22 protein-coding genes and 1 pseudogene are annotated in these 22,920 nt (G+C 70.8%); 14 read left to right on the top strand and 9 right to left on the bottom strand.

The features are described 5' to 3' along the window. The first annotated feature begins 97 nt into the window (after positions 1-97). The 9 genes from FZ046_RS03820 to egtE all read left to right on the top strand — a co-directional run bounded on the left by FZ046_RS03820 (position 98) and on the right by egtE (position 8,818). Positions 98-1,549: a catalase gene (locus FZ046_RS03820; protein WP_070353347.1), complete on the top strand. Its 1,452-nt coding sequence runs from the start codon at positions 98-100 to the stop codon at positions 1,547-1,549. 154 nt (positions 1,550-1,703) lie between these two features. After that, positions 1,704-2,234: a hypothetical protein gene (locus FZ046_RS03815; protein WP_070353348.1), complete on the top strand. Its 531-nt coding sequence runs from the start codon at positions 1,704-1,706 to the stop codon at positions 2,232-2,234. Between the two features lie 52 nt (positions 2,235-2,286). Continuing rightward, positions 2,287-2,715, top strand: coding sequence for an organic hydroperoxide resistance protein (locus FZ046_RS03810; RefSeq protein WP_070353349.1), 429 nt, complete (start codon positions 2,287-2,289; stop codon positions 2,713-2,715). 2 nt (positions 2,716-2,717) lie between these two features. Further along, a complete protein-coding gene (locus tag FZ046_RS03805; RefSeq protein WP_070353350.1) occupies positions 2,718-3,365 on the top strand; it encodes a sensor domain-containing protein in 648 nt (215 codons plus the stop codon). Positions 3,366-3,468: 103 nt separating this feature from the next. Beyond that, the gene (egtA, locus tag FZ046_RS03800; protein WP_083298229.1) at positions 3,469-4,800 is read left to right on the top strand and encodes an ergothioneine biosynthesis glutamate--cysteine ligase EgtA; all 1,332 of its coding nucleotides are present in this window, start codon (positions 3,469-3,471) and stop codon (positions 4,798-4,800) included. Next, on the top strand, positions 4,797-6,071 hold the full coding sequence (egtB, locus tag FZ046_RS03795; RefSeq protein WP_070353351.1) for an ergothioneine biosynthesis protein EgtB: 1,275 nt from the start codon (positions 4,797-4,799) through the stop codon (positions 6,069-6,071). The genes egtA and egtB overlap by 4 nt, the downstream gene beginning before the upstream one ends. Continuing rightward, on the top strand, positions 6,064-6,756 hold the full coding sequence (egtC, locus tag FZ046_RS03790) for an ergothioneine biosynthesis protein EgtC (protein ID WP_070353352.1): 693 nt from the start codon (positions 6,064-6,066) through the stop codon (positions 6,754-6,756). The genes egtB and egtC overlap by 8 nt, the downstream gene beginning before the upstream one ends. Continuing rightward, entirely contained in the window at positions 6,753-7,718 is a 966-nt protein-coding gene (egtD, locus tag FZ046_RS03785; RefSeq protein ID WP_070353353.1) for an L-histidine N(alpha)-methyltransferase, read from the top strand. The genes egtC and egtD overlap by 4 nt, the downstream gene beginning before the upstream one ends. After that, complete coding sequence (egtE, locus tag FZ046_RS03780) at positions 7,715-8,818, top strand: ergothioneine biosynthesis PLP-dependent enzyme EgtE (RefSeq protein ID WP_070353354.1); 1,104 nt, start codon at positions 7,715-7,717, stop codon at positions 8,816-8,818. The genes egtD and egtE overlap by 4 nt, the downstream gene beginning before the upstream one ends. A 5-nt stretch (positions 8,819-8,823) precedes the next feature. Here the strand turns inward: egtE and FZ046_RS03775 are convergent, their stop codons facing one another. Then, complete coding sequence (locus FZ046_RS03775; RefSeq protein WP_070353355.1) at positions 8,824-9,486, bottom strand: GntR family transcriptional regulator; 663 nt, start codon at positions 9,484-9,486, stop codon at positions 8,824-8,826. 124 nt (positions 9,487-9,610) lie between these two features. Between FZ046_RS03775 and FZ046_RS03770 the strand changes: the two genes are divergently transcribed. The 3 genes from FZ046_RS03770 to FZ046_RS03760 are packed head-to-tail and all read left to right on the top strand — an operon-like array spanning position 9,611 to position 12,556. Next, complete coding sequence (locus tag FZ046_RS03770; protein ID WP_070353356.1) at positions 9,611-10,381, top strand: HpcH/HpaI aldolase family protein; 771 nt, start codon at positions 9,611-9,613, stop codon at positions 10,379-10,381. Then, positions 10,378-11,715: an MFS transporter gene (locus FZ046_RS03765; protein ID WP_083298231.1), complete on the top strand. Its 1,338-nt coding sequence runs from the start codon at positions 10,378-10,380 to the stop codon at positions 11,713-11,715. The genes FZ046_RS03770 and FZ046_RS03765 overlap by 4 nt, the downstream gene beginning before the upstream one ends. A 31-nt stretch (positions 11,716-11,746) precedes the next feature. Further along, on the top strand, positions 11,747-12,556 hold the full coding sequence (locus FZ046_RS03760; protein ID WP_070353357.1) for a carbon-nitrogen hydrolase family protein: 810 nt from the start codon (positions 11,747-11,749) through the stop codon (positions 12,554-12,556). Here the strand turns inward: FZ046_RS03760 and FZ046_RS03755 are convergent. The 4 genes and pseudogenes from FZ046_RS03755 to FZ046_RS03740 form a co-directional block, all read right to left on the bottom strand. Further along, positions 12,553-13,236, bottom strand: a complete 684-nt coding sequence (locus FZ046_RS03755) for an SAM-dependent methyltransferase (protein ID WP_070353384.1) — start codon at positions 13,234-13,236, stop codon at positions 12,553-12,555. The two genes, FZ046_RS03760 and FZ046_RS03755, sit on opposite strands and share 4 nt — an antisense overlap. Before the next feature lie 39 nt (positions 13,237-13,275). Continuing rightward, positions 13,276-14,754: a glutamate-cysteine ligase family protein gene (locus tag FZ046_RS03750; protein WP_070353358.1), complete on the bottom strand. Its 1,479-nt coding sequence runs from the start codon at positions 14,752-14,754 to the stop codon at positions 13,276-13,278. A 9-nt stretch (positions 14,755-14,763) separates the two neighbouring features. After that, a pseudogene (locus FZ046_RS03745) lies at positions 14,764-15,498 on the bottom strand (class I SAM-dependent methyltransferase). 20 nt (positions 15,499-15,518) lie between these two features. Further along, positions 15,519-15,881 (bottom strand): hypothetical protein, encoded by a 363-nt coding sequence (locus FZ046_RS03740; protein ID WP_246182896.1) that lies wholly within the window; start codon positions 15,879-15,881, stop codon positions 15,519-15,521. 117 nt (positions 15,882-15,998) lie between these two features. Between FZ046_RS03740 and glpK the strand changes: the two genes are divergently transcribed. Further along, the gene (gene glpK / locus FZ046_RS03735) at positions 15,999-17,465 is read left to right on the top strand and encodes a glycerol kinase GlpK (RefSeq protein ID WP_070353359.1); all 1,467 of its coding nucleotides are present in this window, start codon (positions 15,999-16,001) and stop codon (positions 17,463-17,465) included. Between the two features lie 54 nt (positions 17,466-17,519). Here glpK and FZ046_RS03730 read toward each other — a convergent pair whose 3' ends face one another. The 4 genes from FZ046_RS03730 to FZ046_RS03715 all read right to left on the bottom strand — a co-directional run bounded on the left by FZ046_RS03730 (position 17,520) and on the right by FZ046_RS03715 (position 21,391). After that, complete coding sequence (locus FZ046_RS03730) at positions 17,520-18,374, bottom strand: oxidoreductase (protein WP_070353360.1); 855 nt, start codon at positions 18,372-18,374, stop codon at positions 17,520-17,522. A 73-nt stretch (positions 18,375-18,447) separates the two neighbouring features. Then, positions 18,448-19,149 carry a PadR family transcriptional regulator gene (locus FZ046_RS03725; protein ID WP_070353361.1) on the bottom strand — a complete coding sequence of 234 codons (702 nt, stop codon included), beginning with the start codon at positions 19,147-19,149 and terminating at the stop codon, positions 18,448-18,450. A gap of 91 nt (positions 19,150-19,240) precedes the next feature. Beyond that, positions 19,241-19,780, bottom strand: coding sequence for a PadR family transcriptional regulator (locus FZ046_RS03720; RefSeq protein ID WP_070353362.1), 540 nt, complete (start codon positions 19,778-19,780; stop codon positions 19,241-19,243). 57 nt (positions 19,781-19,837) lie between these two features. Next, a complete protein-coding gene (locus FZ046_RS03715; protein WP_070353386.1) occupies positions 19,838-21,391 on the bottom strand; it encodes an NCS1 family nucleobase:cation symporter-1 in 1,554 nt (517 codons plus the stop codon). A gap of 179 nt (positions 21,392-21,570) precedes the next feature. Between FZ046_RS03715 and FZ046_RS03710 the strand changes: the two genes are divergently transcribed. After that, positions 21,571-22,899: a carotenoid oxygenase family protein gene (locus FZ046_RS03710; protein ID WP_070353387.1), complete on the top strand. Its 1,329-nt coding sequence runs from the start codon at positions 21,571-21,573 to the stop codon at positions 22,897-22,899. The last annotated feature ends 21 nt before the right edge of the window (positions 22,900-22,920 follow it).

Genomic DNA, 22,920 nt, shown 5'->3' with positions numbered 1-22,920 from the left:
CGGCTTCGCGCGCCGGGGTACGCCGAGGCCCCTCGGGGGTACTCCACGGTCCGCGCGGCACAGCCCGGCGCCGCGCGAGCCACAGTGAGGAGATGGCATGACCGAGAAGATCGCCACGACCGATGGCGGTGCGCCGGTCCCCAGCCTGGAGCATTCGCTCTCGGTGGGCCCGGACGGGCCGATCCTGCTCCAGGACCACTACCTGATCGAGCAGATGGCCAACTTCAACCGCGAGCGCATCCCGGAGCGGCAACCGCACGCCAAGGGGGGCGGTGCCTTCGGCACCTTCGAGGTGACCCACGACGTCAGCCAGTACACCAAGGCCGCGGTGTTCCAGCCCGGCACCAAGACCGAGATGCTGGCGCGGTTCTCCACCGTTGCCGGCGAGCGGGGGAGCCCAGACACCTGGCGCGACCCGCGGGGCTTCTCGCTGAAGTTCTACACCTCCGAGGGCAACTTCGACATGGTCGGCAACAACACCCCGGTGTTCTTCGTGCGCGACCCGATGAAGTTCCAGCACTTCATCCGCAGCCAGAAGCGCATGGCCGCCAACAACCTTCGCGACCACAACATGCAGTGGGACTACTGGACGCTGGTGCCCGAGTCGGCACACCAGGTCACCTGGCTGATGGGCGACCGCGGCATACCGAAGACCTGGCGCCACATGAACGGCTACTCCAGTCACACCTACAGCTGGATCAACGCCGCCGGTGAGATGTTCTGGGTCAAGTACCACTTCAAGACCGACCAGGGCATCGACTTCCTCACCCAGGAGGATGCCGACCGGCTCGCGGGCGAGGATGCCGACTACCACCAGCGCGACCTCTTCGACTCGATCGAGAACGGTGACTTCCCGTCCTGGACGCTGAAGATGCAGATCATGCCGTTCGACGATGCCAAGACCTACCGCATCAACCCCTTCGACCTCACCAAGGTGTGGCCGCACGCCGACTACCCCCTGATCGACGTCGGGACGATGACGCTGAACCGCAACGTCGTCGACTACCACACCCAGATCGAGCAGGCCGCGTTCGAGCCGAACAACATCGTGCCCGGCACCGGGCTGAGCCCGGACAAGATGCTGCTGGCCCGCGGCTTCTCCTACGCCGACGCCCACCGGCACCGGCTCGGCGTGAACTACAAGCAGATCCCGGTCAACGAACCCAAGGTGGAGGTCAACGCCTACTCCAAGGACGGCGCGATGCGGATCCGCAACGCGCCGGATCCGGTGTACGCGCCGAACTCCATGGGTGGTCCGGTGGCCGACGATCCGCGTCGCGTCGCCGAGGCGCACTGGACGTCCGACGGCGACATGGTGCGCACGGCCTACGCCTTGCGTCCGGAGGACGACGATTGGACCCAGGCGGGAACGCTGGTGCGCGAGGTGCTGACCGACGAGCAGCGGGACCGCCTGGCGCACAACATCATCGGGCACGTCTCCGACGGGGTGAAGGAGCCGGTCCTCTCCCGCGTCTTCGAGTACTGGCGCAACGTCGACCCCGATCTGGGCAAGAAGGTCGAGGAGGGCGTGCGCTCCGGCGAGGGCTGACGTCCTGGGCCGCCTCGCGCGATCGGCGCGCGAGGCGGCCCGTCGACACGCCGATCGAATCCCACCTACGTAACTTTCGCTGTGCTCTGTGGGACCATTGAGAACTTTGTGGTTGGTGTGGTGCGGCATCGCCATTCGTGGAAGATTCGCCGACATGAGGCGACACGCACGGTGGGCGACGGTCGTGGCTGCCGTCGCGGTGATCCTGACGATGGCCGGCTGCGGCGCCCGGCCCGAGCCGGTGCAACGGGCGACGATGGACGTCTTCGAGGTCGGCGACTGCGTGGCACTGCCGCCGACCACGCCGGGCGATCCCGGCACGTTGCGCGCCGAGGAGGTGTCGTGCGCCCAGGATCCGAGCTACACCGTCGGCGCCACGGCGAACGACGCCGGAGCCTGCCCCAGCAAGGAGTACCAGCACCTCGCCGCGGACTACGTCGACCCGACGACGTCGCGACTGTGCCTGGTGCCCAACCTCGTCGCCAGCCACTGCTACGTGATGGAACTGCCCGTCGGCGTGGTGGAACGCGCCGACTGCACCGACCGCAACCAGCAGGGGCTGCTGGTCCAGGTGACCCAGCGCCTCGACGTCCGTGATCAGCGGGCGTGCCCCACCGCGGCGGGCCAGTACGCCTGGCCCTACCCCTCGCCCGCGCGGACGTACTGCACGCTGACCATCTTCTGACCATCGCGGGGCCGCGCTTTCGCATGACCGACGAACTCGGCATGATCGACCCATGAGCATCGACGTCGTCTACACCGCAGAGTCGACCGCCACCGGAGGCGGACGCGACGGGCACGTGAAGTCCACCGACGGCAAGATCGACCTCGACACGCGGCCGCCGAAGGAGATGGGCGGCAGCGGCGACGGCGTCAACCCGGAACTGCTGTTCTCGGCCGGTTGGTCGGCGTGCTTCCTCGGCGCGCTGCGCCTCGTCGCCCGCAACGAGAAGGTGTCCCTCGACGATGCCAGCGGCATCACCGCCCAGATCGGCTTCGGCAAGGACTCCGAGGGCGGTTTCGGGCTGACCGCGCATCTGATCGGCTACCTGCCCGGCCTCGAATCGAGCGCAGCCCAAGAACTCATGGAGAAGGCCCACGAGGTGTGCCCGTACTCCAAGGCCACCCGCGGCAACGTCGACGTCACGCTGTCGGCGAAGGTCTGACCATGCGTGGCGCCGCACCGACAGTGGCGGCCGCGGCGACGCTGCTGGCCCTGGCAGCGGCGGTACCGGCGCAGGCGAAGCCGTCGGATCCCGGCGTGGTGAACTACGCCGTGCTCGGCAAGGGATCGGTCGGCAACGTGGTGGGGGCGCGGATGGGCTGGGAGTCGTCCTTCACCGCGCCGTTCCAGGCCTTCTACGTCGACGCGCCGCCGTGCAACGACTGGGCCGACGTCGGGCTGCCGGACGTCTACGCCGACCCCGACCTCGCGTCCTTCAACGGCAGCGTCGCCCAACGCGCGGCCGACGACGACTCGCACCTGGTCAAGCAGGCCGTCGGCGTCTTCGCGACCACCGACGCCGCGACGCGGGCCTTCGCCCGGCTCACCGACCGGACCCGCGGCTGCGACGGTCAGACCACCGCCATGCACCTGGAGAACCTCGCTACCGAGACGTGGACGTTCACCGGTGGCCCGCCGACCGCCACCGACGCGGCATGGGTGAAGCAGGAGGCGGGGACCGACCGACGGTGCTTCGTGCAGTCCCGGTTGCGCGAGAACGTTCTGCTGCAAGCGAAGGTCTGCCAGTCCGGCAACGGCGGACCGGCCGTGAACGTGCTGGCCGGCGCCATGCAGAACGCGCTCGGGCAGTGACCTCCGGCGCCGCGCGCGCCCCGATGCGAACCTGGGAGACGGGAATTCTCACGCCTTTGTCAGTGTCCTCCTTCACGATGGACTCCATGGCGGCGGTCGAGCGATGTGCCCTGTCCACGTCTTCGCGGCGGACGTCCCCGCGGCGGTGGTCGGCGTGAGGACCACCGAGGCCGAGCTGCCCGACCCGGACACCCACCGGGCCGGACGGCCGATCGACGACGTCTACGCGGCGGCGCTGCACATCGGCGGGGACTGCCTGCGCGACGGGCCCGTCGGCACCGTCGGCCTCGAGATCGAGGCGCACTGCTTCGACGTCGCCGATCCGCTGCGTCGCCCGGGCTGGGACGAACTGCAGGACGTCATCGCCTCGGTGCCCGATCTGCCCGGGGGCAGCGCCATCACCGTCGAGCCCGGCGGCGCCATCGAACTCTCCGGTCCGCCGCTGGCGGGCCCGGTGCTCGCCATCAGCGCAATGCAGGCCGACCGGCGCGTGCTTTCGGCCGCCTTCGCCGCGCGCGGCCTCGGGCTCGTGCTGCTCGGCGCCGACCCGCTGCGGCCCGCCGAACGGGTGAACCCCGGCGCCCGCTACCGCGCGATGGAGGCCTTCTTCGCCGCCAGCGGCACGGCGGCGGCCGGTGCGGCGATGATGACGTCGACGGCCTCGGTGCAGGTCAACGTCGATGCCGGGCCGCGCGACGGCTGGGCCGAGCGGGTCCGGCTGACGCACGCGCTGGGGCCGACGCTGATCGCGATCACCGCCAATTCGCCGCTGCTCGGCGCGGAGTTCACCGGTTGGCGCAGCACGCGCCAGCGGGTGTGGAGCCAACTCGACGCCGCACGCTGCGGCCCCATCCTCGCCAGCGGCGAGGACGACCCGGTCAACGACTGGGCGCGTTACGCGCTCAAGGCGCCGGTCATGCTCGTCAACGGAGAAGAGGCGGAGCCGGTCACCGACTGGGTGCCGTTCGCCGACTGGGCCGATGGGCGCACGCTGCTCGGCGGCCGGCGACCCACCGAAGCCGACGTCGACTACCACCTCACCACCCTGTTCCCGCCGGTGCGCCCGCGGGGATTCCTCGAGATCCGATATCTCGACAGCGTCCCCGACGACGTGTGGCCTGAGGTGGTGTTCACCATCGTGACCCTGCTCGACGATCCGGCCGCCGCCGAGATCGCCGCGGAGGCCACCGCGCCCGTCGCCACGTGGTGGGACCGCGCCGCCCAGCACGGGCTCGCCGAGCCCCGACTGCAGGCCGCGGCGATCCGCTGCGTCACCGCAGCGGCCGAGCGGGCGCCCGCCGAACTGTCCGCGGGCATGGCACGGCTGGTCGAGCGGGTCGAACGGGGCCGCAGCCCCGGCGACGACGTCGCCGACCTCGTCGTCGCCCGCGGCCTGCGCGCCGCCGTCACCGCACTGACCGAGGAGGGCACGTGAGCGCACGCGAGGCGCTGGCACGCGACATGCTGCATGCGCGGGAACGGACGTTGCGGCTGGTCGACCTGGACGACGTCGAACTGCACCGCCAGTACGACCCGCTGATGAGCCCGCTGGTGTGGGACCTCGCGCACATCGGTTGGCAGGAGGAACTCTGGCTGCTGCGCGGCAACGACCCCGCTCGCCCCGGCATGCTGGAGCCGAGCGTCGAACGCTGCTACGACGCCTTCCAGAACTCCCGCGCCAGCCGCGTCGACCTGCCGCTGCTGCCTCCCGGCGAGGCCCGCACCTACTGCGCGACGGTTCGCGACAAGGTCCTCGACCGGCTCGACGCCCTGCCCGCCGACGCGGACGACTTCGAGTTCGGCCTGGTGGTCAGCCACGAGAACCAGCACGACGAGACCATGCTGCAGGCGCTGAACCTGCGCTCCGGTCCCGCGCTGCTGGACGCCGGCGCCCCGCTGCCCGTTGGCCGGCCGGGGGTGGCCGGCACGTCGGTCCTGGTGCCCGGTGGTCCGTTCGTGCTGGGCGTCGACGCCGTCAGCGAGCCGCTGTCCCTCGACAACGAGCGTGACGCGCACGTCGTCGACGTGCCCGCCTTCCGCATCGGCACCGTGCCGGTGACCAATGCCGAGTGGCGCGAGTTCGTCGCCGACGGCGGGTACCGCGACCGGCGCTGGTGGTCCGAGCGTGGCTGGCAGCATCGCGAGCAGGCCGGGCTGACGGCCCCCGGCTTCTGGGGCCCGGACGGCACGCGCACGCGCTTCGGGCACGTCGAGGACCTCCCCGGCGACGAGCCCGTGCAACACGTCACGTTCTTCGAGGCGCAGGCGTACGCCGCGTGGGCGGGTGCCCGCCTGCCGACCGAGGAGGAGTGGGAGAAGGCCTGCGCCTGGGATCCCGCGGCCGGGCGACGTCGCCGCTTCCCCTGGGGCAGTTCGGAACCGACGTCCGCACTGGCCAACCTGGGCGGCGACGCGCTGCGCCCCGCGCCGGTGGGGGCATACCCGGCCGGCGCCTCGGCCTACGGCGCCGAACAGATGCTGGGCGACGTGTGGGAGTGGACCACCTCGGCGATCCGGCCGTGGCCGGGCTTCACGCCGATGCTCTACGAGCAGTACACCGCGCCGTTCTTCGGCGGGGACTACCGCGTGTTGCGGGGCGGTTCGTGGGCAGTGGCGCCGAGCATCCTGCGGCCGAGCTTCCGCAACTGGGACCACCCCATCCGGCGGCAGATCTTCTCCGGCGTCCGGCTGGCGTGGGATGTGTAGACACCTCGGGTGGCTGGGGGAGCCGACGACGGTAGCGGCGCTCGTCCTCGATCCCCCGCAGGGTCTGCTGGTGCAGTCGTACGCCCCGCGGCGGCAGAAGAACGGCCTGATGAACGCCGACGGCTGGGGAGCGGGCTTCTTCGACGGCGCCACGCCGCGGCGGTGGCGCAGCGCCGCTCCGCTGTGGGGCGACGTCTCGTTCGCCTCGGTCGCGCCCGCCCTGCGTAGCCACTGCGTGGTGGCCGCCGTGCGCTCGGCGACCATCGGGATGCCGATCGAGCCGTCGGCGTCCGCACCGTTCAGCGACGGGCACTGGCTGCTGTCGCACAACGGCGTCGTCGACCGCGCGGTGCTGCCGCCGTCGGCGGCCGCCGAGTCGACGGTCGACAGCGCGCTGCTGGCCGCGCTGATCTTCGATCGGGGCCTCGACGCGCTCGGCGACACGGTCGCCGAGGTGGGCGGCGCCGACCCGAACGCCCGGCTGAACGTGTTGGCCGCCAACGGGTCTCGCCTGCTGGCGACCACCTGGGGCGACACCCTGTCGGTGCTGCGCCGCCCCGACGGCGTCGCGGTGGCGAGCGAACCGTACGACGACGATCCGGCCTGGCAGGAGGTGCCCGACCGGCACCTCGTCGCCGTGGAGGCCGGCGAGATCACGCTGACCGCCCTGAGAGGACACCGATGAGCATCACGCTGTCGAACTACCTGGCCGCCGACGCCGCCGCGCACGCGCTACGCCGCGACGTGCAGTCCGGGCTGACCGGTACGCCGAAGTCGTTGCCGCCGAAGTGGTTCTACGACGCCACGGGCAGCGACCTGTTCGACCAGATCACCCGGCTGCCCGAGTACTACCCGACCCGCGCCGAGGCCGAGATCCTGGTCACCCACGCCGCGGACGTCGTCGCGGCCTCCGGCGCCGACACGCTCGTCGAGCTGGGCAGCGGCACGTCGGAGAAGACGCGCATCCTGCTGACCGCGATGCGCGACGCCGGCTCGTTGCGGCGGTTCGTCCCGTTCGACGTCGACGGGTCGGTGCTCGAGGCTGCCGGCGGCGCCGTGGCGGCCGAGTATCCCGGCGTGGACGTCGACGCGGTGTGCGGCGACTTCGAGGAACACCTCGGCAAGATCCCCACCGACGGCCGCCGGCTGGTCATCTTCCTGGGCTCGACCATCGGCAATCTGACCGCGGCGCCGCGGGCGGAGTTCCTCGCGTCGCTGGCGGCCACGCTGGCGCCGGGGGATGCGCTGCTGCTCGGAACCGATCTGGTCAAGGATCCCGCCCGGCTCGTCCGGGCGTACGACGACGCGGCGGGGGTGACCGCGCGCTTCAACCTGAACGTCTTGTCGGTGGTCAACCGCGAACTCGGGGCCGACTTCGACGCGTCGGCCTTCGAGCACGTCGCCCGGTGGAACGCCGACGAGGAGCGCATCGAGATGTGGCTGCGCGCCCGGACCGCGCAGCGCGTGCGCGTCGCCGCACTCGACCTCGACGTGGACTTCGCCGCGGGCGAGGAGATGCTCACCGAGGTGTCGTGCAAGTTCCGGCCCGAGGGCGTGCGGTCGCAGCTCGCCGCGGCCGGGCTGACCGTCACGCAGTGGTGGACCGACGAGGCCGGGGACTTCGGCCTGTCACTGTCGACACCGTGACGGCAGGCGGATCGACGCTCGGCGAGCGGTGGCGCGCCGCACGGCCGGCGCCGGCGGGGGTGCACGTCGACAGCGCTGCGTGCTCGCGGCAGAGCCACGCCGTCATCGAGGCGACGGCCCAGCACGCGCGGCACGAGGCCGAGGTCGGCGGATACGTCGCGGCCGAGGCCGCCGCACCCGTGCTCGACGCGGGCCGCGCGGCGATCGGCGCGCTGACCGGGTTCGCGGCCGACGACGTGGTGTTCACCACCGGCGCGGGCGCCGCGCTGGACCTGCTGCTCGACGATTGGCGCGGCCCGCGGACACTGGCGTGCCTGCCCGGCGAATTCGGACCCAACCTGCTCACCATGGCCCGGCACGGGTACGCGGTGCGGCACCTCCCGACCGACGGCGCCGGGCGATTGGACCCGGACGCCGCTGCGGCGGCGCTGGCCGCCGATCCGCCCGGGCTGGTGCACCTGACCGTCCTGGGCAGCCACAGCGGTGTGGTGCAGCCGACGGCGGCGGTTGCGGCGGCGTGCCGCTCGCACGGCGTCCCGCTGCTCGTCGACGCGGCGCAGGCATTCGGGCAGCTCGACGGCGTCGGCATCGGCGCGGGCATCGGCGCTGACGCGGTGTACACGGCGTCGCGGAAGTGGACCGCGGGCCCGCGGGGAGTGGGATGGGTCGCGACCCGTCCCGGCCTGCTGAGCGAGGAGACACTGCTGCGGATCGGCCACGCCGAGGCGAACGTGGCGGCTCGCGTGGGGCTTTCGGTGGCACTGGGCGAATACGTCGCGGCCGGACCGGATCGCATTCGACAGCGGTTGGCCGAGGTGGGCACCGTGACCCGAACCGCGCTCGCCGGTGTCGCGGGCTGGCAGGTCATCGAGCGCGACGACGAACCGAGCGCCATCACGACGCTGCGGCCGCCCGACGGCGTCGACGCGGCCGAGGTGCGGGCGCGGTTGATCGCCGAGCACCGCATCGTCACGACGTACCTGGGCGTCGAACGGGCGCCCGGCGAGATGACCAGGCCGGCGCTGCGGGTCTCACCGCACGTCGACCTCACCGACAACGACCTCGACGCCATCGCGCGGGCGCTCGTCACGCTGTCCTGAGCGCGTCAACCCAGGGCGGAGATGATCTCCTGGATGGGCCGCAGGTGCTCGTCGAGCAGGGCGGCGGCGCGGTCCTCGTCGTTCGCGGCCAGTGCGGCGATGATCGCGCGGTGCTGAGCGTCGATCTCCGGGACCCGTTGCGGGCGAATCTGCAACGCGCGCACGGCGACCCGTTGCTGGCGCGACCGTAGCGCGTCGTACAGCTCGGCGAGCACGGTGTTGCCGTGGGCGCCGACGATGGCGCGGTGGAAGTCCCGGTCCAGTCGCGCCACGGTGAACCAGTCCTGTTCGCGGCCCGCCACTTCCATGGCCTCGGCGAGGTCGTCGAGGTCGGCGGGCGCCCCGGCCCCCGCCTGGCACAGTGCCCGCGCGGCGTGCCCCTCGATCAGCCGACGTGCGGCGTAGACCTCCTCGAGTTCGCGCGCGGTCACGTTGCGCACCTGGGCGCCGCGTCGCGGCAGCAGGTCGATGAACCTCTCCGAATTCAGCCGGTGGAACGCCTCGCGCACCGGCGTGCGGGAGGTGCCCACCAGCTCGGACACCCACACTTCGTCGAGGAAGCGGCCCCCGGGCAGCGCGCCGCGGATGATCTCGTCCCGCACCCACTCGTACACGCGGTCGCGTGCCGAACGGGGCGAGTCCGCGTCGCTCACCGTACTGATCGACACCGGTCCGGCCCTTCCCGTTGCGCATCCTGCTGGCATGGCCGAGACTACTGGACACAACTCGTACACGACGTGTATACACAGAATGTACGATGACTGTGGCGCGTGCCACACGACAGGAGGCACCATGACCGTCACGCCCGACCGCCGGTACGCCATCTGGCTGTCCGGACCCAACGTGGCCGCCGCCGAGATCGCCCGTCAGGTGGGCTGCGGGGCCGTCGTCCTCGACATCGAGCACGGCACCTTCGACCTCGCCGCCCTCGAGCGGTTCATCCCCCTGGCCAAGGCCATCGGCCTCGAGGTCATCGCCAAGGTGCTGGGCCCGGAACGCGGACCGATCCAGCAGGCACTCGACTTCGGCGCCGACGTCGTCGCGATCCCGCACGTCGAGAACGCGGCGCACGCCCGCGCCGTCACCGCCTTCGCCAAGTTCCCGCCGCTGGGCGACCGCAGCTTCGCCGGCGGCCGTACGTCGTCCTACGGTGGCTTCACCGATGACTGGGTACGCGAGCAGGACGCCCGCACGCGGTGCTATCCGATGATCGAGGATGCGGGCGCCATCGAGCAGGTCGAGGAGATCCTCGCCCTGCCGACGGTCGACGGCATCTTCGTCGGCCCGTCCGACCTGTCCCTGCGCCGCAACCGGGGCGCGTACGCCCGCACCGACGGCGACTTCGCCGACCTGGCGCTGCTCGCCGCGGCCGCACGCGCGGCGGGCAAGCCGTGGCTGCTGCCGGCGTGGTCGTCGGAGGAGAAGCGCTTCGCCGTCGAGCACGGCGCCGACCAGCTCGCCATCACCATGGAGCACGGCGCGCTGCTCGCCGGCTTCGCCGCCGCCCGTGACGAGGTCGCGGCCCTCGACCGGGCACCGGCGTTCGCGCAGGCCGCGCCGTGAGCGCCCCGCAGCCCACCCGGGACCACGGCGCGGTGGCCCCCGCGGATCGCGTTCCGTCGCCCGGCCGTACCCGGTGGTACGTCGGCGGACTGCTCGGCGCCGGAATGTTCGTCAACTACATCGACCGGGTGAACCTCTCGGTCGCGACGCCGGCCATCATGGCCGACTTCGACATCTCGGCCACCCAGATGGGCGTGGTCGCCTCGGCGTTCCTGTGGACCTACGCCCTGCTGCAGATGCCGATCGGCACCATCATCGACCGGATCGGCGTCCCGTGGGTCAATCGCGTCGGCGTCTTCCTGTGGGCCGTTGCGTCGTTCCTGTCCGCGGCCGCGGGTGGGCTCGGGCTGCTGCTGGTCGCCCGCCTGCTGCTCGGCGTCGGCGAGGCGCCGACCGTGCCCGCCGGCTGGAAGGCCATCGGGCAGTGGTTCCCCAAGCACGAACGAGGTACGGCGACGGCGATCTTCGACGGCTGCGCGAAGATCTCGAACGTCGTCGGCATCCCCATCATGGCGTTCCTGGTGTCGACGTTCAGCTGGCATGCCGCGTTCCTGTTCACCGGGGCGCTGAGCGTCGCGTACCTGGTGGCGTGGTGGCTGCTGTACCGCTCCCCGGCGGTCGCCGTGGCCGAAGGCCGGATGAGCAACGACGAACTGGCCTACGTGCGCGACGGCGGCGCCGAGGACGAGACCGCCGCGCCGAGCGGCTCACTGCGGGGCGTCGGCTACCTGCTGCGGCGCCGCAAGACGTGGGGCCTGGCCCTGGGGTACGCGTCCTACACCTACGCCTACTACGTCCTGCTGACCTGGCTGCCCGGCTACCTCGAGCACCAATTCGGCGTGAACCTGCTCAAGGGCGGCATCTACACGATGATCCCGTGGCTCGTCGCGGTCATCGCGCAGTTCCTCATCGCCGGCGTCCTGCTCGACCGGTGGACCGCGCGCACCGGCGACGTGACGCGCGTCCGCCGCATCGTCCTCGTCGTCAGCATGCTGGCCTCCCTGGCCGTCACCGGCGCGGCCTACGCCGATTCGATCGGCGTGGCGCTGGTGTTCCTGTCGATCGGCGCGGCCGGGCTGGCGGTCACCGTGCCCGCCGGCGCGAGCATCGTGTCGCTCATCGCGCCGGACGGCTACACCGGCTCGCTCGGTGGCATCGTCAACTTCGTCGCCAACCTGATCGGCATCGCCGCGCCCATCGTGACCGGCATGGTGGTCGACCGCACCGGATCCTTCGCCGGCGCGTTCCTCGCCACGGGGGTCATCCTGCTCGGCGGCATCGTCTGCTACACCCTGGTGCTGGGCCGCATGGAACGCATGCCCGCACCGGTATGACCCCGCACGCCCGACACCGAGAGGCCCACCCATGACCCAAACCACCGCCGCCGTCGTGCAGTTCGCGCCCGGTGAGGACAAGGCCGCGAACCTCGAGGCCATCACCGGCTTCGCGACCGCCGCCCGAGACCGGGGTGCCGCCCTCGTCGTGTTCCCCGAGTACGCGATGTTCACCGTGCCCACGATGGACGCGCGCTTCGTCGCGTCGGCGGAACCGGTCGACGGCGCCTTCGTCTCCGCCCTGCGGGACCTGGCACGACGCACCGGGATCGCGCTGGTGTGCGGCATCAACGAGACCGCCGGTGCCGACCGCATCCACAACACGCTGCTGGCCATCGACGGCGACGGGAAGATCGCAGCGGCGTACCGCAAGCTGCACCTCTACGACGCCTTCGGCTACACCGAGTCCAGCCTGGTCGAGCCCGGCGCCATCACCGCCCCGGAGACTTTCACCGTCGGCGGCATGACCTTCGGCCTGCAGACCTGCTACGACCTGCGGTTCCCGGAGGTGACGCGCCGCCTCGTCGACGCCGGCGCCGACGCCGTGGTGGTCCCGGCCGAGTGGGTGCCGGGGCCACTCAAGGAGGACCACTGGACGACGCTGGTGCGCGCCCGCGCCATCGAGAACACCGCCTACGTCCTCGCTGCCGACCAGTGCGGCAGCTCGGGGGCGGGTCGCAGCATGATCGTCGACCCCATGGGCATCGTGCTGGCCTCGCTCGGCGAGGAGGAGGGCTGCGCGACGGCCGTCCTCGACGGTGCACGCATCGCGCGGGTTCGCCGCACGAACCCGGCGCTGGCGCTGCGCCGCTTCGCCGTGGTCGAGCGGGAGGACCGCTAGCCCGGCTTGTGGGCGGTGAGCAGGAAGGCGGGGAACTTCATCCGGCCGCGGTCGTCGAGCGGATGGGCCGGGGCGGGCAGGTCGGTCCCCGGAGGGGTGCCCATCGGGTTGGCGTGGATGAACGCCGGCCGCACGTCGGCCACCGCCCAGTACTTGCCGACGGTGTCGCGCAATTCGATCTCGTCGACCTCGTTGGGCTTGGTCTCCCACGCGGCCGGGAACGCGCCCTTGGCGAACACCAGGATGAAGTAGGTGGCGCCCGGGGCAGCCGCCCGCAGGATGGACTGCAGATAGCCGTCGCGACCGGCCACCGGCAGCGAGTGGAAGAGCGTGGAGTCCATGACCGTGCTGAACCGGCCGTCGAACCCGGTGAAGGCCGTGATGTCGTCGGCGACGAACGTCGCCCGGTCGGACAGCCCGCGCTCCTCGGCAGCCGCCGTGGCGGCGGCCACGGCCGTCGGGGAGAGGTCGATGCCGACGACGGTGTAGCCGTCGGCGGCCAGGGACAGCGAGAGTTCGGCATGCCCGCACCCGGCGTCGAGCACGTCGCTGCGCACCTTGCCGTCGCGGATCAGGGCGGCCAACTCCGGCTGCGGCTCACCGATGTTCCACGGCGGCGGCCCGGGGAACTCACCGCCCTCGCGGTAGGCGCTGTCCCAATCCATCACCTCGGAATTCATGGCGTCGCTCATGGCATCCAACGTACGCCCGGCGCGGCATCAGGCAGGCCCGTCCCAGGTGTGCACCGGTGCGTTGGCGTGCATGCGTTCGCAGTACAGGCGCAGCATCTCCGCGAGCGCCTCCGGACGCGTCGCGCCGCGCTCCTGCAGCGCCCGCACCGTCGCCACCTGCCAGGTGGCGCCGTTGCGGCCGGCCTTCGCGCGGCCCTCGACGACGCCGAGGAAGCGGTCCCGGACCTCGGCGGCCACGCCCCACTGCCGCAGACCCTCGTGCGCCAGTGGCAGCAGCTCGCGCAGCACCAGCTCGTCGGCCGTCACCTCGCCGTAGCCGGGCCAGTACAGCCGCGCGTCGATGCCGTACTGCGCCGCGGCGCGGAAGTTGCGTTCTGCCGCAGCGAAACTCAGCTTGGTCCAGATCGGGCGGTCGTCGTCGGCCAGCGCCCGCAGTAGCCCGTAGTAGAACGCGGAGTTGGCCAGCATGTCGAGCACCGTCGGGCCGGCCGGCAGTACCCGGTTCTCCACCCGCAGGTGCGGGCGGCCGCCCACGACGTCGTACACCGGCCGGTTCCACCGGTAGATGGTGCCGTTGTGCAACCGCAGCTCCGACAGTTTCGGGGTGCGACCCGCGGCCAGCTCGGCCACCGGGTCCTCGTCGGACAGCTCCGGGAGCAGCGACGGGAAGTAGCGCACGTTCTCCTCGAACAGGTCGAAGATCGACGTGATCCAGCGTTCGCCGAACCAGACCCGCGGCCGCACGCCCTGGGTCTTGAGTTCCTCGGGTCGGGTGTCGGTGGCCTGGGTGAACAGCTCGATGCGCGTCTCCGACCACAGCTCGTGGCCGAAGAAGAACGGCGAGTTGGCGCCCAGCGCCAGCTGCGGGCCGGCGATCACCTGCGCGGCGTTCCAGTTGGTGGCGAAGTCACCCGGGGAGACCTGGAGATGCAATTGCATGCTGGTGCAGGCGGATTCGGGTGCGATGGTGGCGGCGTGCAGGCTGAGGCGCTCCGGGCCGCCGATGTCGATCAGGATGTCCTCGCCGCGTGCGGTGAAGATGGAGTCGTTGAGCGCCTGGTAGCGCGTCGACTCGCTCATCCAGTCCCCGGCCAGGTGCTCGGGCATCAGCGTCGGCAGGATGCCGATCATCACGATGTGCGACCCGAACCTGCCGGCCTTGCTCTCCGCCTCGTTGAGGCTCGCCCGTACATCGGCCTCGAGGTCGAGCGCCGAGCGCCCCGGCAGCGGCCGCGGCGGGACGTTGAATTCGATGTTGTAGGCGCCCAGTTCGGTCTGGTAGGCCGGGTCGGCGATCGAGGTCAGCACGTCGGCGTTGGTCATGGCGGGCTGGTAGCCGTCGTCGACGAGGTTGCACTCGATCTCCATGCCGGTGAGCGGGCGCTCCACGTCGAAGCTCGACTGCGCCAGCATCGTCTCGAACACGTCGAGGCACAGCTGCACCTTGCGCCGGTACTCCTGCCGGTGCGCTCGGCTGAACTCGGTCTGCGTTACCTCCTCGCCCACGACGCGAGCCTAGTGGCGGGTGGCCAGCACGACCTGCGGAGTCGTCAACCCGTTGCGTGAATCGACCCGGATCGCCGGATCGGCGTGTGCCGCCAGCGCCCGTAGCGCCGAGCCGCTGTAGCAGCGCAGCGAACTGATCATCCCGTCGTGCACGAACGGGACGAACGGCGCGAACGGCAGCATGGTCGCGAGCCGGACGAGGTGCAGCGGAGCCGGCGGGCGGGGCAGGTCGATGACGAGCAGCGTCGTCGCCACCCGGGTGCCCTCGGCGAACACCCGCGACGCCGCCGCGGGCGGCAGGTGGTGGAACGACAGCGCGAACACCGCCAGGTCGTAGTGGTCGTCGGGCGCGTCGATGGCCGTGGCGTCCATGACCCGGACCGTGGCACGGGGATCGCGGCCGAGGTCCCCCGCGGCGATCGCGTCGACCGATGCGGGCTCCACGTCGGTCACCGTGACGTGCGCGGTGGGGTGCATCTCGAGCAGCTTCGCCGACAGGCCGCGGTGGCCCGAACCGAGTTCCAGGATGCGGGGATCCGGCACGTCGGCGACCTCGCGCAACGCGATCGCGGCGAACCGCTCGTGATGGCCGAAGAACTCGCCGGTCCTCTCCAGCGCCCGCACCACGCTGCGCTTGCGGGCCAGCAGGCCGGGGTCACCGGATGCGTCCCGGTCGAGGTACTACAGTCGGTCGGTCTGCAACAGGCGGTCCAGGCACGACGCGCGTGGGCCGCCGCGGGGCATGCGGTCGATGTCCACGCGCGTCAGGAAGGCGGGCCGATCAGCAGCAGAGGTCCCCGGCCCGTGGGCAGGTTGAGCAACCCGGGGATCACGGGCCGTTCCGTCGGCACCTTCGCGCCGTCGCGGTAGACCAGCGTGCCGGTGTAGGCGCCGTCGTCGTAGGTGTCGTAGTAGAAGTAGCTGTCGACGATGTACTGGCAGACCGAGCGCGTCACCGCGTCCGGCGACGGCTCGGCGAGGAACAGCCCGCCGACCTCCGGCGACTCGCACTGCGCCTTCGGATCGACCGCGGGCACGTCGGGGTCGGCGTGGGCCACCGCACCCGACAGCGCGGCGGCGGCGAGGGCGGCGACGGCGCACGTCGTGAGGGCGTTGATGACCGGCACCACGAGGACTCTAGCGTTGCCGCCGTGCGCCGACGCGGCGTTCGGCATGATGGGTCGGTGGCCGGATCCCAAGAGTTCGTCGCAGCCATCGATCAGGGCACCACGAGTACGCGGTGCATGATCTTCGACCACGATGGCGCCGAGGTGGGCCGTCACCAACTCGAGCACGAGCAGATCCTGCCGCAGGCGGGCTGGGTGGAGCACAACCCCGTCGAGATCTGGGAGCGCACGGCGTCGGTCATCCAGACCGCGCTCAACCGCACGAATCTGGCCGCCGAGGACCTGGTGTCGCTCGGCATCACCAACCAGCGCGAGACGGCGCTGGTGTGGAACAAGCGCACCGGCCGGCCGTACTACAACGCGATCGTCTGGCAGGACACCCGCACCGACCGCATCGCCTCGGCGCTGGACCGCGACGGCCGCGGTGACGTCATCCGCGCCAAGGCCGGGCTGCCGCCCGCCACCTACTTCTCCGCGGGCAAGGTGCAGTGGATCCTCGACAACGTCGACGGGGTGCGCGAGGCGGCCGAGAAGGGTGACGCGGTCTTCGGCACCGCCGACACCTGGGTGCTGTGGAACCTCACCGGCGGGCCGCGCGGCGGCGTCCACGTCACCGACGTCACCAACGCCAGCCGCACCATGCTCATGAACTTGGAGACCCTCGACTGGGACGACGAGCTGTTGTCGTTCTTCGGGATTCCGCGGGCGATGCTGCCGGAGATCAAGCCCTCGTCGTGCCCCGAGCCCTACGGCACCACGCTGGCCGACGGGCCGGTCGGCGGGGAGATCCCGCTCAACGGCATCCTCGGCGATCAGCAGGCCGCGATGGTCGGGCAGGTGTGCCTGGACGCCGGCGAGGCGAAGAACACCTACGGCACCGGCAACTTCCTGCTGCTGAACACGGGCGAGAAGATCGTGCGGTCGTCCAACGGGCTGCTGACCACGGTGTGCTACCAGTTCGGCGACGCGAAACCCGTGTACGCACTGGAGGGTTCGATCGCCGTCACAGGGTCGGCGGTGCAGTGGCTGCGCGATCAGCTGGGCATCATCAGCGGTGCGTCGCAGAGCGAGTCACTGGCCCGGCAGGTCGCCGACAACGGCGGCGTCTACTTCGTGCCCGCGTTCTCCGGACTGTTCGCGCCGTACTGGCGTTCGGACGCCCGCGGCGCGATCGTCGGCCTGTCGCGGTACAACACCAACGCCCACGTGGCCCGCGCGACGCTCGAGGCGATCTGCTATCAGAGCCGCGACGTCGTCGACGCCATGGAGGCCGACTCGGGTGTGCACCTCGAGGTGCTCAAGGTCGACGGCGGCATCACCGCCAACGACCTGTGCATGCAGATCCAGTCCGACGTGCTGGGCGTCGACGTGGTCAAGCCCGTCGTCGCCGAGACCACGGCGCTGGGGGCGGCCTACGCGGCCGGGCTCGCGACCGGCTTCTGGTCCGGCCCCGACGACCTGCGCGCCAACTGGCAGGAGGACCGGCGCTGGACCCCGTCGTGGAACGACGATCAGCGCGCCGCCGGGTACGCCGGGTGGCGCAAGGCCGTGGACCGAACCCTCGACTGGGTCGACGTCGAGTGATTTCGGCGCGCGTTCGCTCGCTGAGCGAACGCAAGCGCGCCGAAATCGCCCGAGTCAGGGGGTGAAGTCCGCCGGCAGTTCGATGTCGGCGACGGCGAGGTTCTCCTCGAGGTGCGCGACCGACGACGTGCCCGGGATCAGCAGCACGTTGGGGGCGACCGACAGCGTCCAGGCGAGCGCGATCTGTGCCGGCGTGCGACCCAGGTCGGCGGCGGCCTTCTTCACCGCCGCATTGCCGAGGACCGGGTTGTCGGCGTTGAAGCCCGAGCCGAGCGGGAAGAACGGCACGAACGAGATGCCCTTGGCGGTGCACAGATCGAGCACCGGCTGCGAACTCTTGTCGACGAGGTTGTAGGCGTTCTGCACGGTGACGATCTCGGTGCGCTCGAGCGCGAACTCGAGGTGCTCGACCGAGACGCTGCTGAGCCCGATGCCTCCGATCAAGCCCTCGTCGCGCGCGGCGATCATCGCGGTGAGCTGACGGTCGAAGAGGTCGCGGTCGAGCGGGCCGACGCTGTTCGGGTCACCGGAGTGCAGGCGCAGGTTGACCGCGGCGAGGCGGTCGACGCCGAGCGAGGTGAGGTTCTGTTCGATGTCGGCGCGCAGGTCGTCGGGTTCCTGGGCGGCGGTCCAGTTGCCCTCGTCGTCGCGGCGGGCGCCGACCTTGCTGACCAGCGCCAGCTTCTCCGGGTAGGGATGCAGCGCTTCGCGGATCAGCGCGTTGGCGACGTCGGGGCCATAGAACTGCGCGGTGTCGATGTGGTCGACGCCGAGTTCGACGGCGCGCCGGAGGACGGCGAGCGCCTGGTCGTGGTCACGTGGCGGGCCGAAGACGCCCGGGCCGGGCAGCTGCATGGCACCGAAGCCGACGCGGTGCACCTCGTAGGAGCCGATGTGGAAAGTCGTCATGCACCAGTACTACGCGATTCACGAGCGATTTCATCCGCTGTGCGAACGAAACCGCTCGTGAATCGCTAGCGGGTTAGTCCTCGCCGAGGATCTGGTAGATCTCGCGGCGGGCGGTGTTCACGATCTCGACGATGCGCTGCTGCTGCTCGGGGCCGGCGGCGTGCGCGGACTGGGCGACGGCGCCCATCAGCTGGCCGACGGCGCTGCGCAGGTTCATCGCGGTGGGGTCGGCGCCCTCGGTGATCTCGTCCCAGGGGGCGGTCTCGACCTTCTCGGCTGCGGCGCGACCGTCGGCGGTGAGTTCGAACAGCTTCTTGCTGCCGTCCTCGGTGGCGACCAGCAGGCCCTCGTCGACGAGGAGCTGCAGCGTCGGGTAGACCGAGCCGGGGCTCGGCTTCCACAGCTGCTGACTGCGCTGGGCGATCTCCTGGATCATCTCGTAGCCGTGCATCGGCCGCTCGGTCAGCAGCACGAGGATCGCGGCGCGGACGTCACCGCGCTTGCCGCGACCGCCACGCGGGCCGCCGCGGCGTCCGCCCGGTCCGAAGCCGAAGCCGGGACCGCCGAAGCCCGGGCCGAAGCCGGGTCCGCCGAAGCCGGGTCCGAAGCCGCCGAAGCCCGCATCGCCGCGGTGTTCGCGGACGTGGTCGCGGAACTCGCGACGGGCCTGACGCCGGTGCTCGTGCAGCGCACGCCGGTCCTGGGGTCCGAATCCGAAGCCGAAGCCGGGGCGGTGGCCGAAGGGGCCGTCGGGGGTGGGGAAGGGGGTGTTCATGGGTGGGTGTCCTTTCGGGAAGGAAGCACCGTCTGTGCTTCCGATACGTTGACGATATATCGAAAACTATCGAGATGCAACGAGACATTCCTCAGCGGGCACCCACCTCGTGCCGAGCCGCGGCCTGACGGGCCGCCCAGCGCGCCCACTCGGCTTCCATCGCCGCAGTTCGCAGCCCGTATTCCAGGGCCGCGCGGCCGTAGAAGTCCCCGTCGGCGCCGTCGTCCCAGGCCGTCTCGTCGCGGATGCGCTCGTAGCGGGCCAGCTCGTCGTCGGCGTGCGCAGCGAGCTGTTCGAGGTAGGAGCGCGCCTGGTCGGTCGGCACCTGGTCGAGCAGGAACACGCGCAGCAGTGGCGCGCTGCGGTACGGCGGGTCGTCGGCCGGGTGGGTGATCCAGCGGACCAGGTCGGCGCGGCCGGCGTCGGTGACCCGGTAGGCCTTCCGCCCGCGGGGTCCGACGTCGGTGACCTCGATCAGACCGGCGTCGGCGAGCTTGTTCAGCTCGCCGTACAGCTGGCTCTGGGTGGCCGGCCACACGTTGGCCATCGACGCCTCGAAGCGCTTCAGCAGGTCGTAGCCACTGCCGGGGTGTTGGGCGAGCAGGCCCAGGGCGGCGTATCGCAAACTCACCGCTTGATGGTACGGCGCGGACCTGTCACTTCTGACAGGTCCGCGCCGTCGTGTCGGTCAGGACGCGAGGGTGGCCCCCTCGGCCAGGCGCAGTGCCGTCATGCGCCACGGTCCTCGGGTCGCGAGCAGGTAGAACAGCCCGAACGCCACGCCGCAGCCGATGAACCAGCTGTACTGCGCCGCGGTCGTCATGCCCGCGACGTAGCCGCCCAGCAGGACCGGGATGACGGCGAGCACGGCGCCGACGAGCGTGGCGACCACCGCGGCCGGGTTGTAGCCCTTGCTGTACCAGTAGTTGGCCGTCTTCGACATGGTGAACAGGTCGTCGACGACGATCTTCTGCTTGCGCACCAGATAGAAGTCGGCGATGAGGACGCCGAACAGCGGACCGATGAACGCGCCGAGCGTCTCCAGCGTGTAGTGGATGACCTCGGGGTTGCCGTACAGGTTCCACGGCGTCAGCAGGATGGAGCCGACCGCGGCGATCATGCCGCCCATGCGCCAACTGATCCGCTGCGGGCTGACGTTCGAGAAGTCGAAGGCCGGGCTGATGAAGTTCGCGACGATGTTGATGCCGATGGTGGCGATGGTGAACGTCAACGCGCCCAACACGATCGCGGTGGTGCTGTCGATGCGGGCAACGGTCTCGACGGGGTCGGTCAGCAGTTCGCCGAACACCGGGACGGTGGCCGCCGCGGTCACGACTACCAGGAGCGAGAAGACCAGGAAGTTCACCGGCAAGCCCAGGAAGTTGCCCTTCTTCACCGCGTCGAAGCTCTTGCCGTAGCGGGCGAAGTCGCCGAAGTTCAGCATGGGGCCGGAGAAGTAGGACACCACCAGTGCGATGGCGCCGAGCATGACGACGAGCGTGTTGCCCTGCTTCTCCCCGCCGAGGCTCAGGCTCACGTGCCAGCCCGACTTCCACAGCAGATAGCCGCACAGGATGAACATGACGACGTAGACGGCCGGGCCGCAGAAGTCGATGAACTTGCGGATCGACTCCATGCCGCGCCAGAACACGCACGCCTGCAGCACCCACAGCAGCATGAAGCTGCACCAGCCGAGGAGAGACAAACCGGTGAAGCCGTACTGGTCGACGTCGGCGTACGGCGCGAGGCCCGGAAAGAGCTTTAGCAGCACCACGTCCAGCGCCGCCGACGCGAGGTAGGTCTGGATGCCGTACCAGGCCACCGCGATCAGCCCGCGGATGATGGCCGGGATGTTGGCGCCCAGCACGCCGAACGAGCTGCGGCAGACGACGGGGTAGGGGACGCCGGCGACCTGGCTGGGCCGGGCCACCAGGTTGCACAGCAGGTTGACGATGACGATGCCGACGAGCAGGGCGATGAGCACCTGCCAGCTCGCGAGCCCGAGGGCGAACAGGCTGCCCGCGGTGACGTAGCCGCCGACGCTGTGCACGTCGGACATCCAGAACGCGAAGATGTTGTACGACGACCAGGTCTGCCTGCCCAGCGGCGCGAGATCCTCGTTGGTGAGCGCGGGGTCGTAGTGCTCCTTGATCACCCCGCCGCCGACCGGGTGGCCGGAGGCTTCGACGACGTCGGCCGCGCCGACGACGGCGCCGGGCGGCAGGTCTCGGGTGTCGGTCATGTGCATTCCCCTCCTGAAGCGATGAGGGGACGGTAGTCACGTCGTGTTTCGGCGCCATTGCGCTGGCGTCAGCAGTCCGTGGCGCTCGACGGCCGGAGAACGCGGACAAGTCATCATTGACATGTCAGTAATGGAATGTCAGTGTGGTGGCAGGCTGGAACCAACCGGAGGAGACCGCCGTGACCGAGACCCAGGACCGCACCGACGCCGGCCTGCCCAACGATGGGCAGATCTTCGCCGTCGGGAACTACGCGCCCGTGCCCGACGAACTGACCGAGTACGACCTCGCCGTCGTCGGCGCGATCCCGCCGGACCTCGACGGCTGGTATCTGCGCAACGGCCCCAACCCGCGCGAGGCCACCGGGCACTGGTTCACCGGCGACGGCATGATCCACGGGGTCCGCATCGAGGGCGGCGCGGCGAAGTGGTACCGCAACCGCTGGGTGCGCACCGACAGCTTCGTCGACCCCTTCCCGCTCTACAATGCCGACGGCACCCGCAATCTTCGTGCGGCGGTGGCGAATACGCACGTCGTCAACCACGCGGGCAAGACCCTCGCGCTGGTTGAGTCGTCGCTGCCGTACCAGGTGACCAACGACCTGGAGACGGTCGGCGCCTACGACTTCGGCGGCAAGCTGGTCGACTCGATGACCGCGCACCCGAAGATCTGCCCCACGACGGGCGAACTGCACTTCTTCGGCTACGGCAATCTCTTCGAGCCGCACGTCACCTACCACCGCGCGGACGCCTCCGGCGAACTCGTGATCGACCGGCCCCTCGAGGTCGGGGCGTTGACGATGATGCACGACTTCGCCATGACGGCGTCCCACGTCGTGTTCATGGACCTGCCAGTCGTGTTCGACGCCGACGCGGCGGCCAGCGGCGACATGCCCTTTCGGTGGAGCGACGACTACGGCGCCCGGCTCGGCGTGCTGCGCCGCGACGATCCGTTCGGCGAGGTGCGCTGGTTCGAGATCGACCCCTGCTACGTCTTCCACGTCGCCAACGCCCACGACACCGCGGACGGCAGGGGCATCGTCCTGCAGGCCGTCCGCTATCCCGAACTCTGGCGCGACAGCGGCGGTTTCGACACCGAGGGCGTGCTGTGGACGTGGACCATCGACCTCGCGAGCGGCCGCGTCACCGAACACCAGCTCGACGACCGGGGCATCGAGTTCCCTCGCATCGACGACCGGCTGGCGGGCCTCGCCGCCCGCTACGCGGTGTCGGTGGGCAAGCGCGGCTGGGTGCGTCACGACCTCGAAAGCGGCAGTGCGGTCACCCACGACCTCGGCGACGGTGGCCCCGGCGAGGCGGTCTTCGTCCCGTCGGGAACCTCGGGATCCGAGACCGAGGGCTACTACCTCGGCTACGTCTACGACCCGGCCCGCAACGGCAGCGACCTGGTGATCCTGGACGCCTCGGACTTCGGCGGCGAGCCCATCGCGCGAATCCTGCTGCCGCAGCGCGTGCCCTACGGCTTCCACGGCAACTGGATCGCGAACTGACGCCGGCGCCCAGCGGTCGGC

The organism is Mycolicibacterium grossiae (genome assembly GCF_008329645.1).
Lineage (GTDB): Bacteria > Actinomycetota > Actinomycetes > Mycobacteriales > Mycobacteriaceae > Mycobacterium > Mycobacterium grossiae.
The sequence above is the reverse complement of the archived record's forward strand: the minus strand, read 5'-3'. Positions and strand labels throughout refer to the sequence as shown.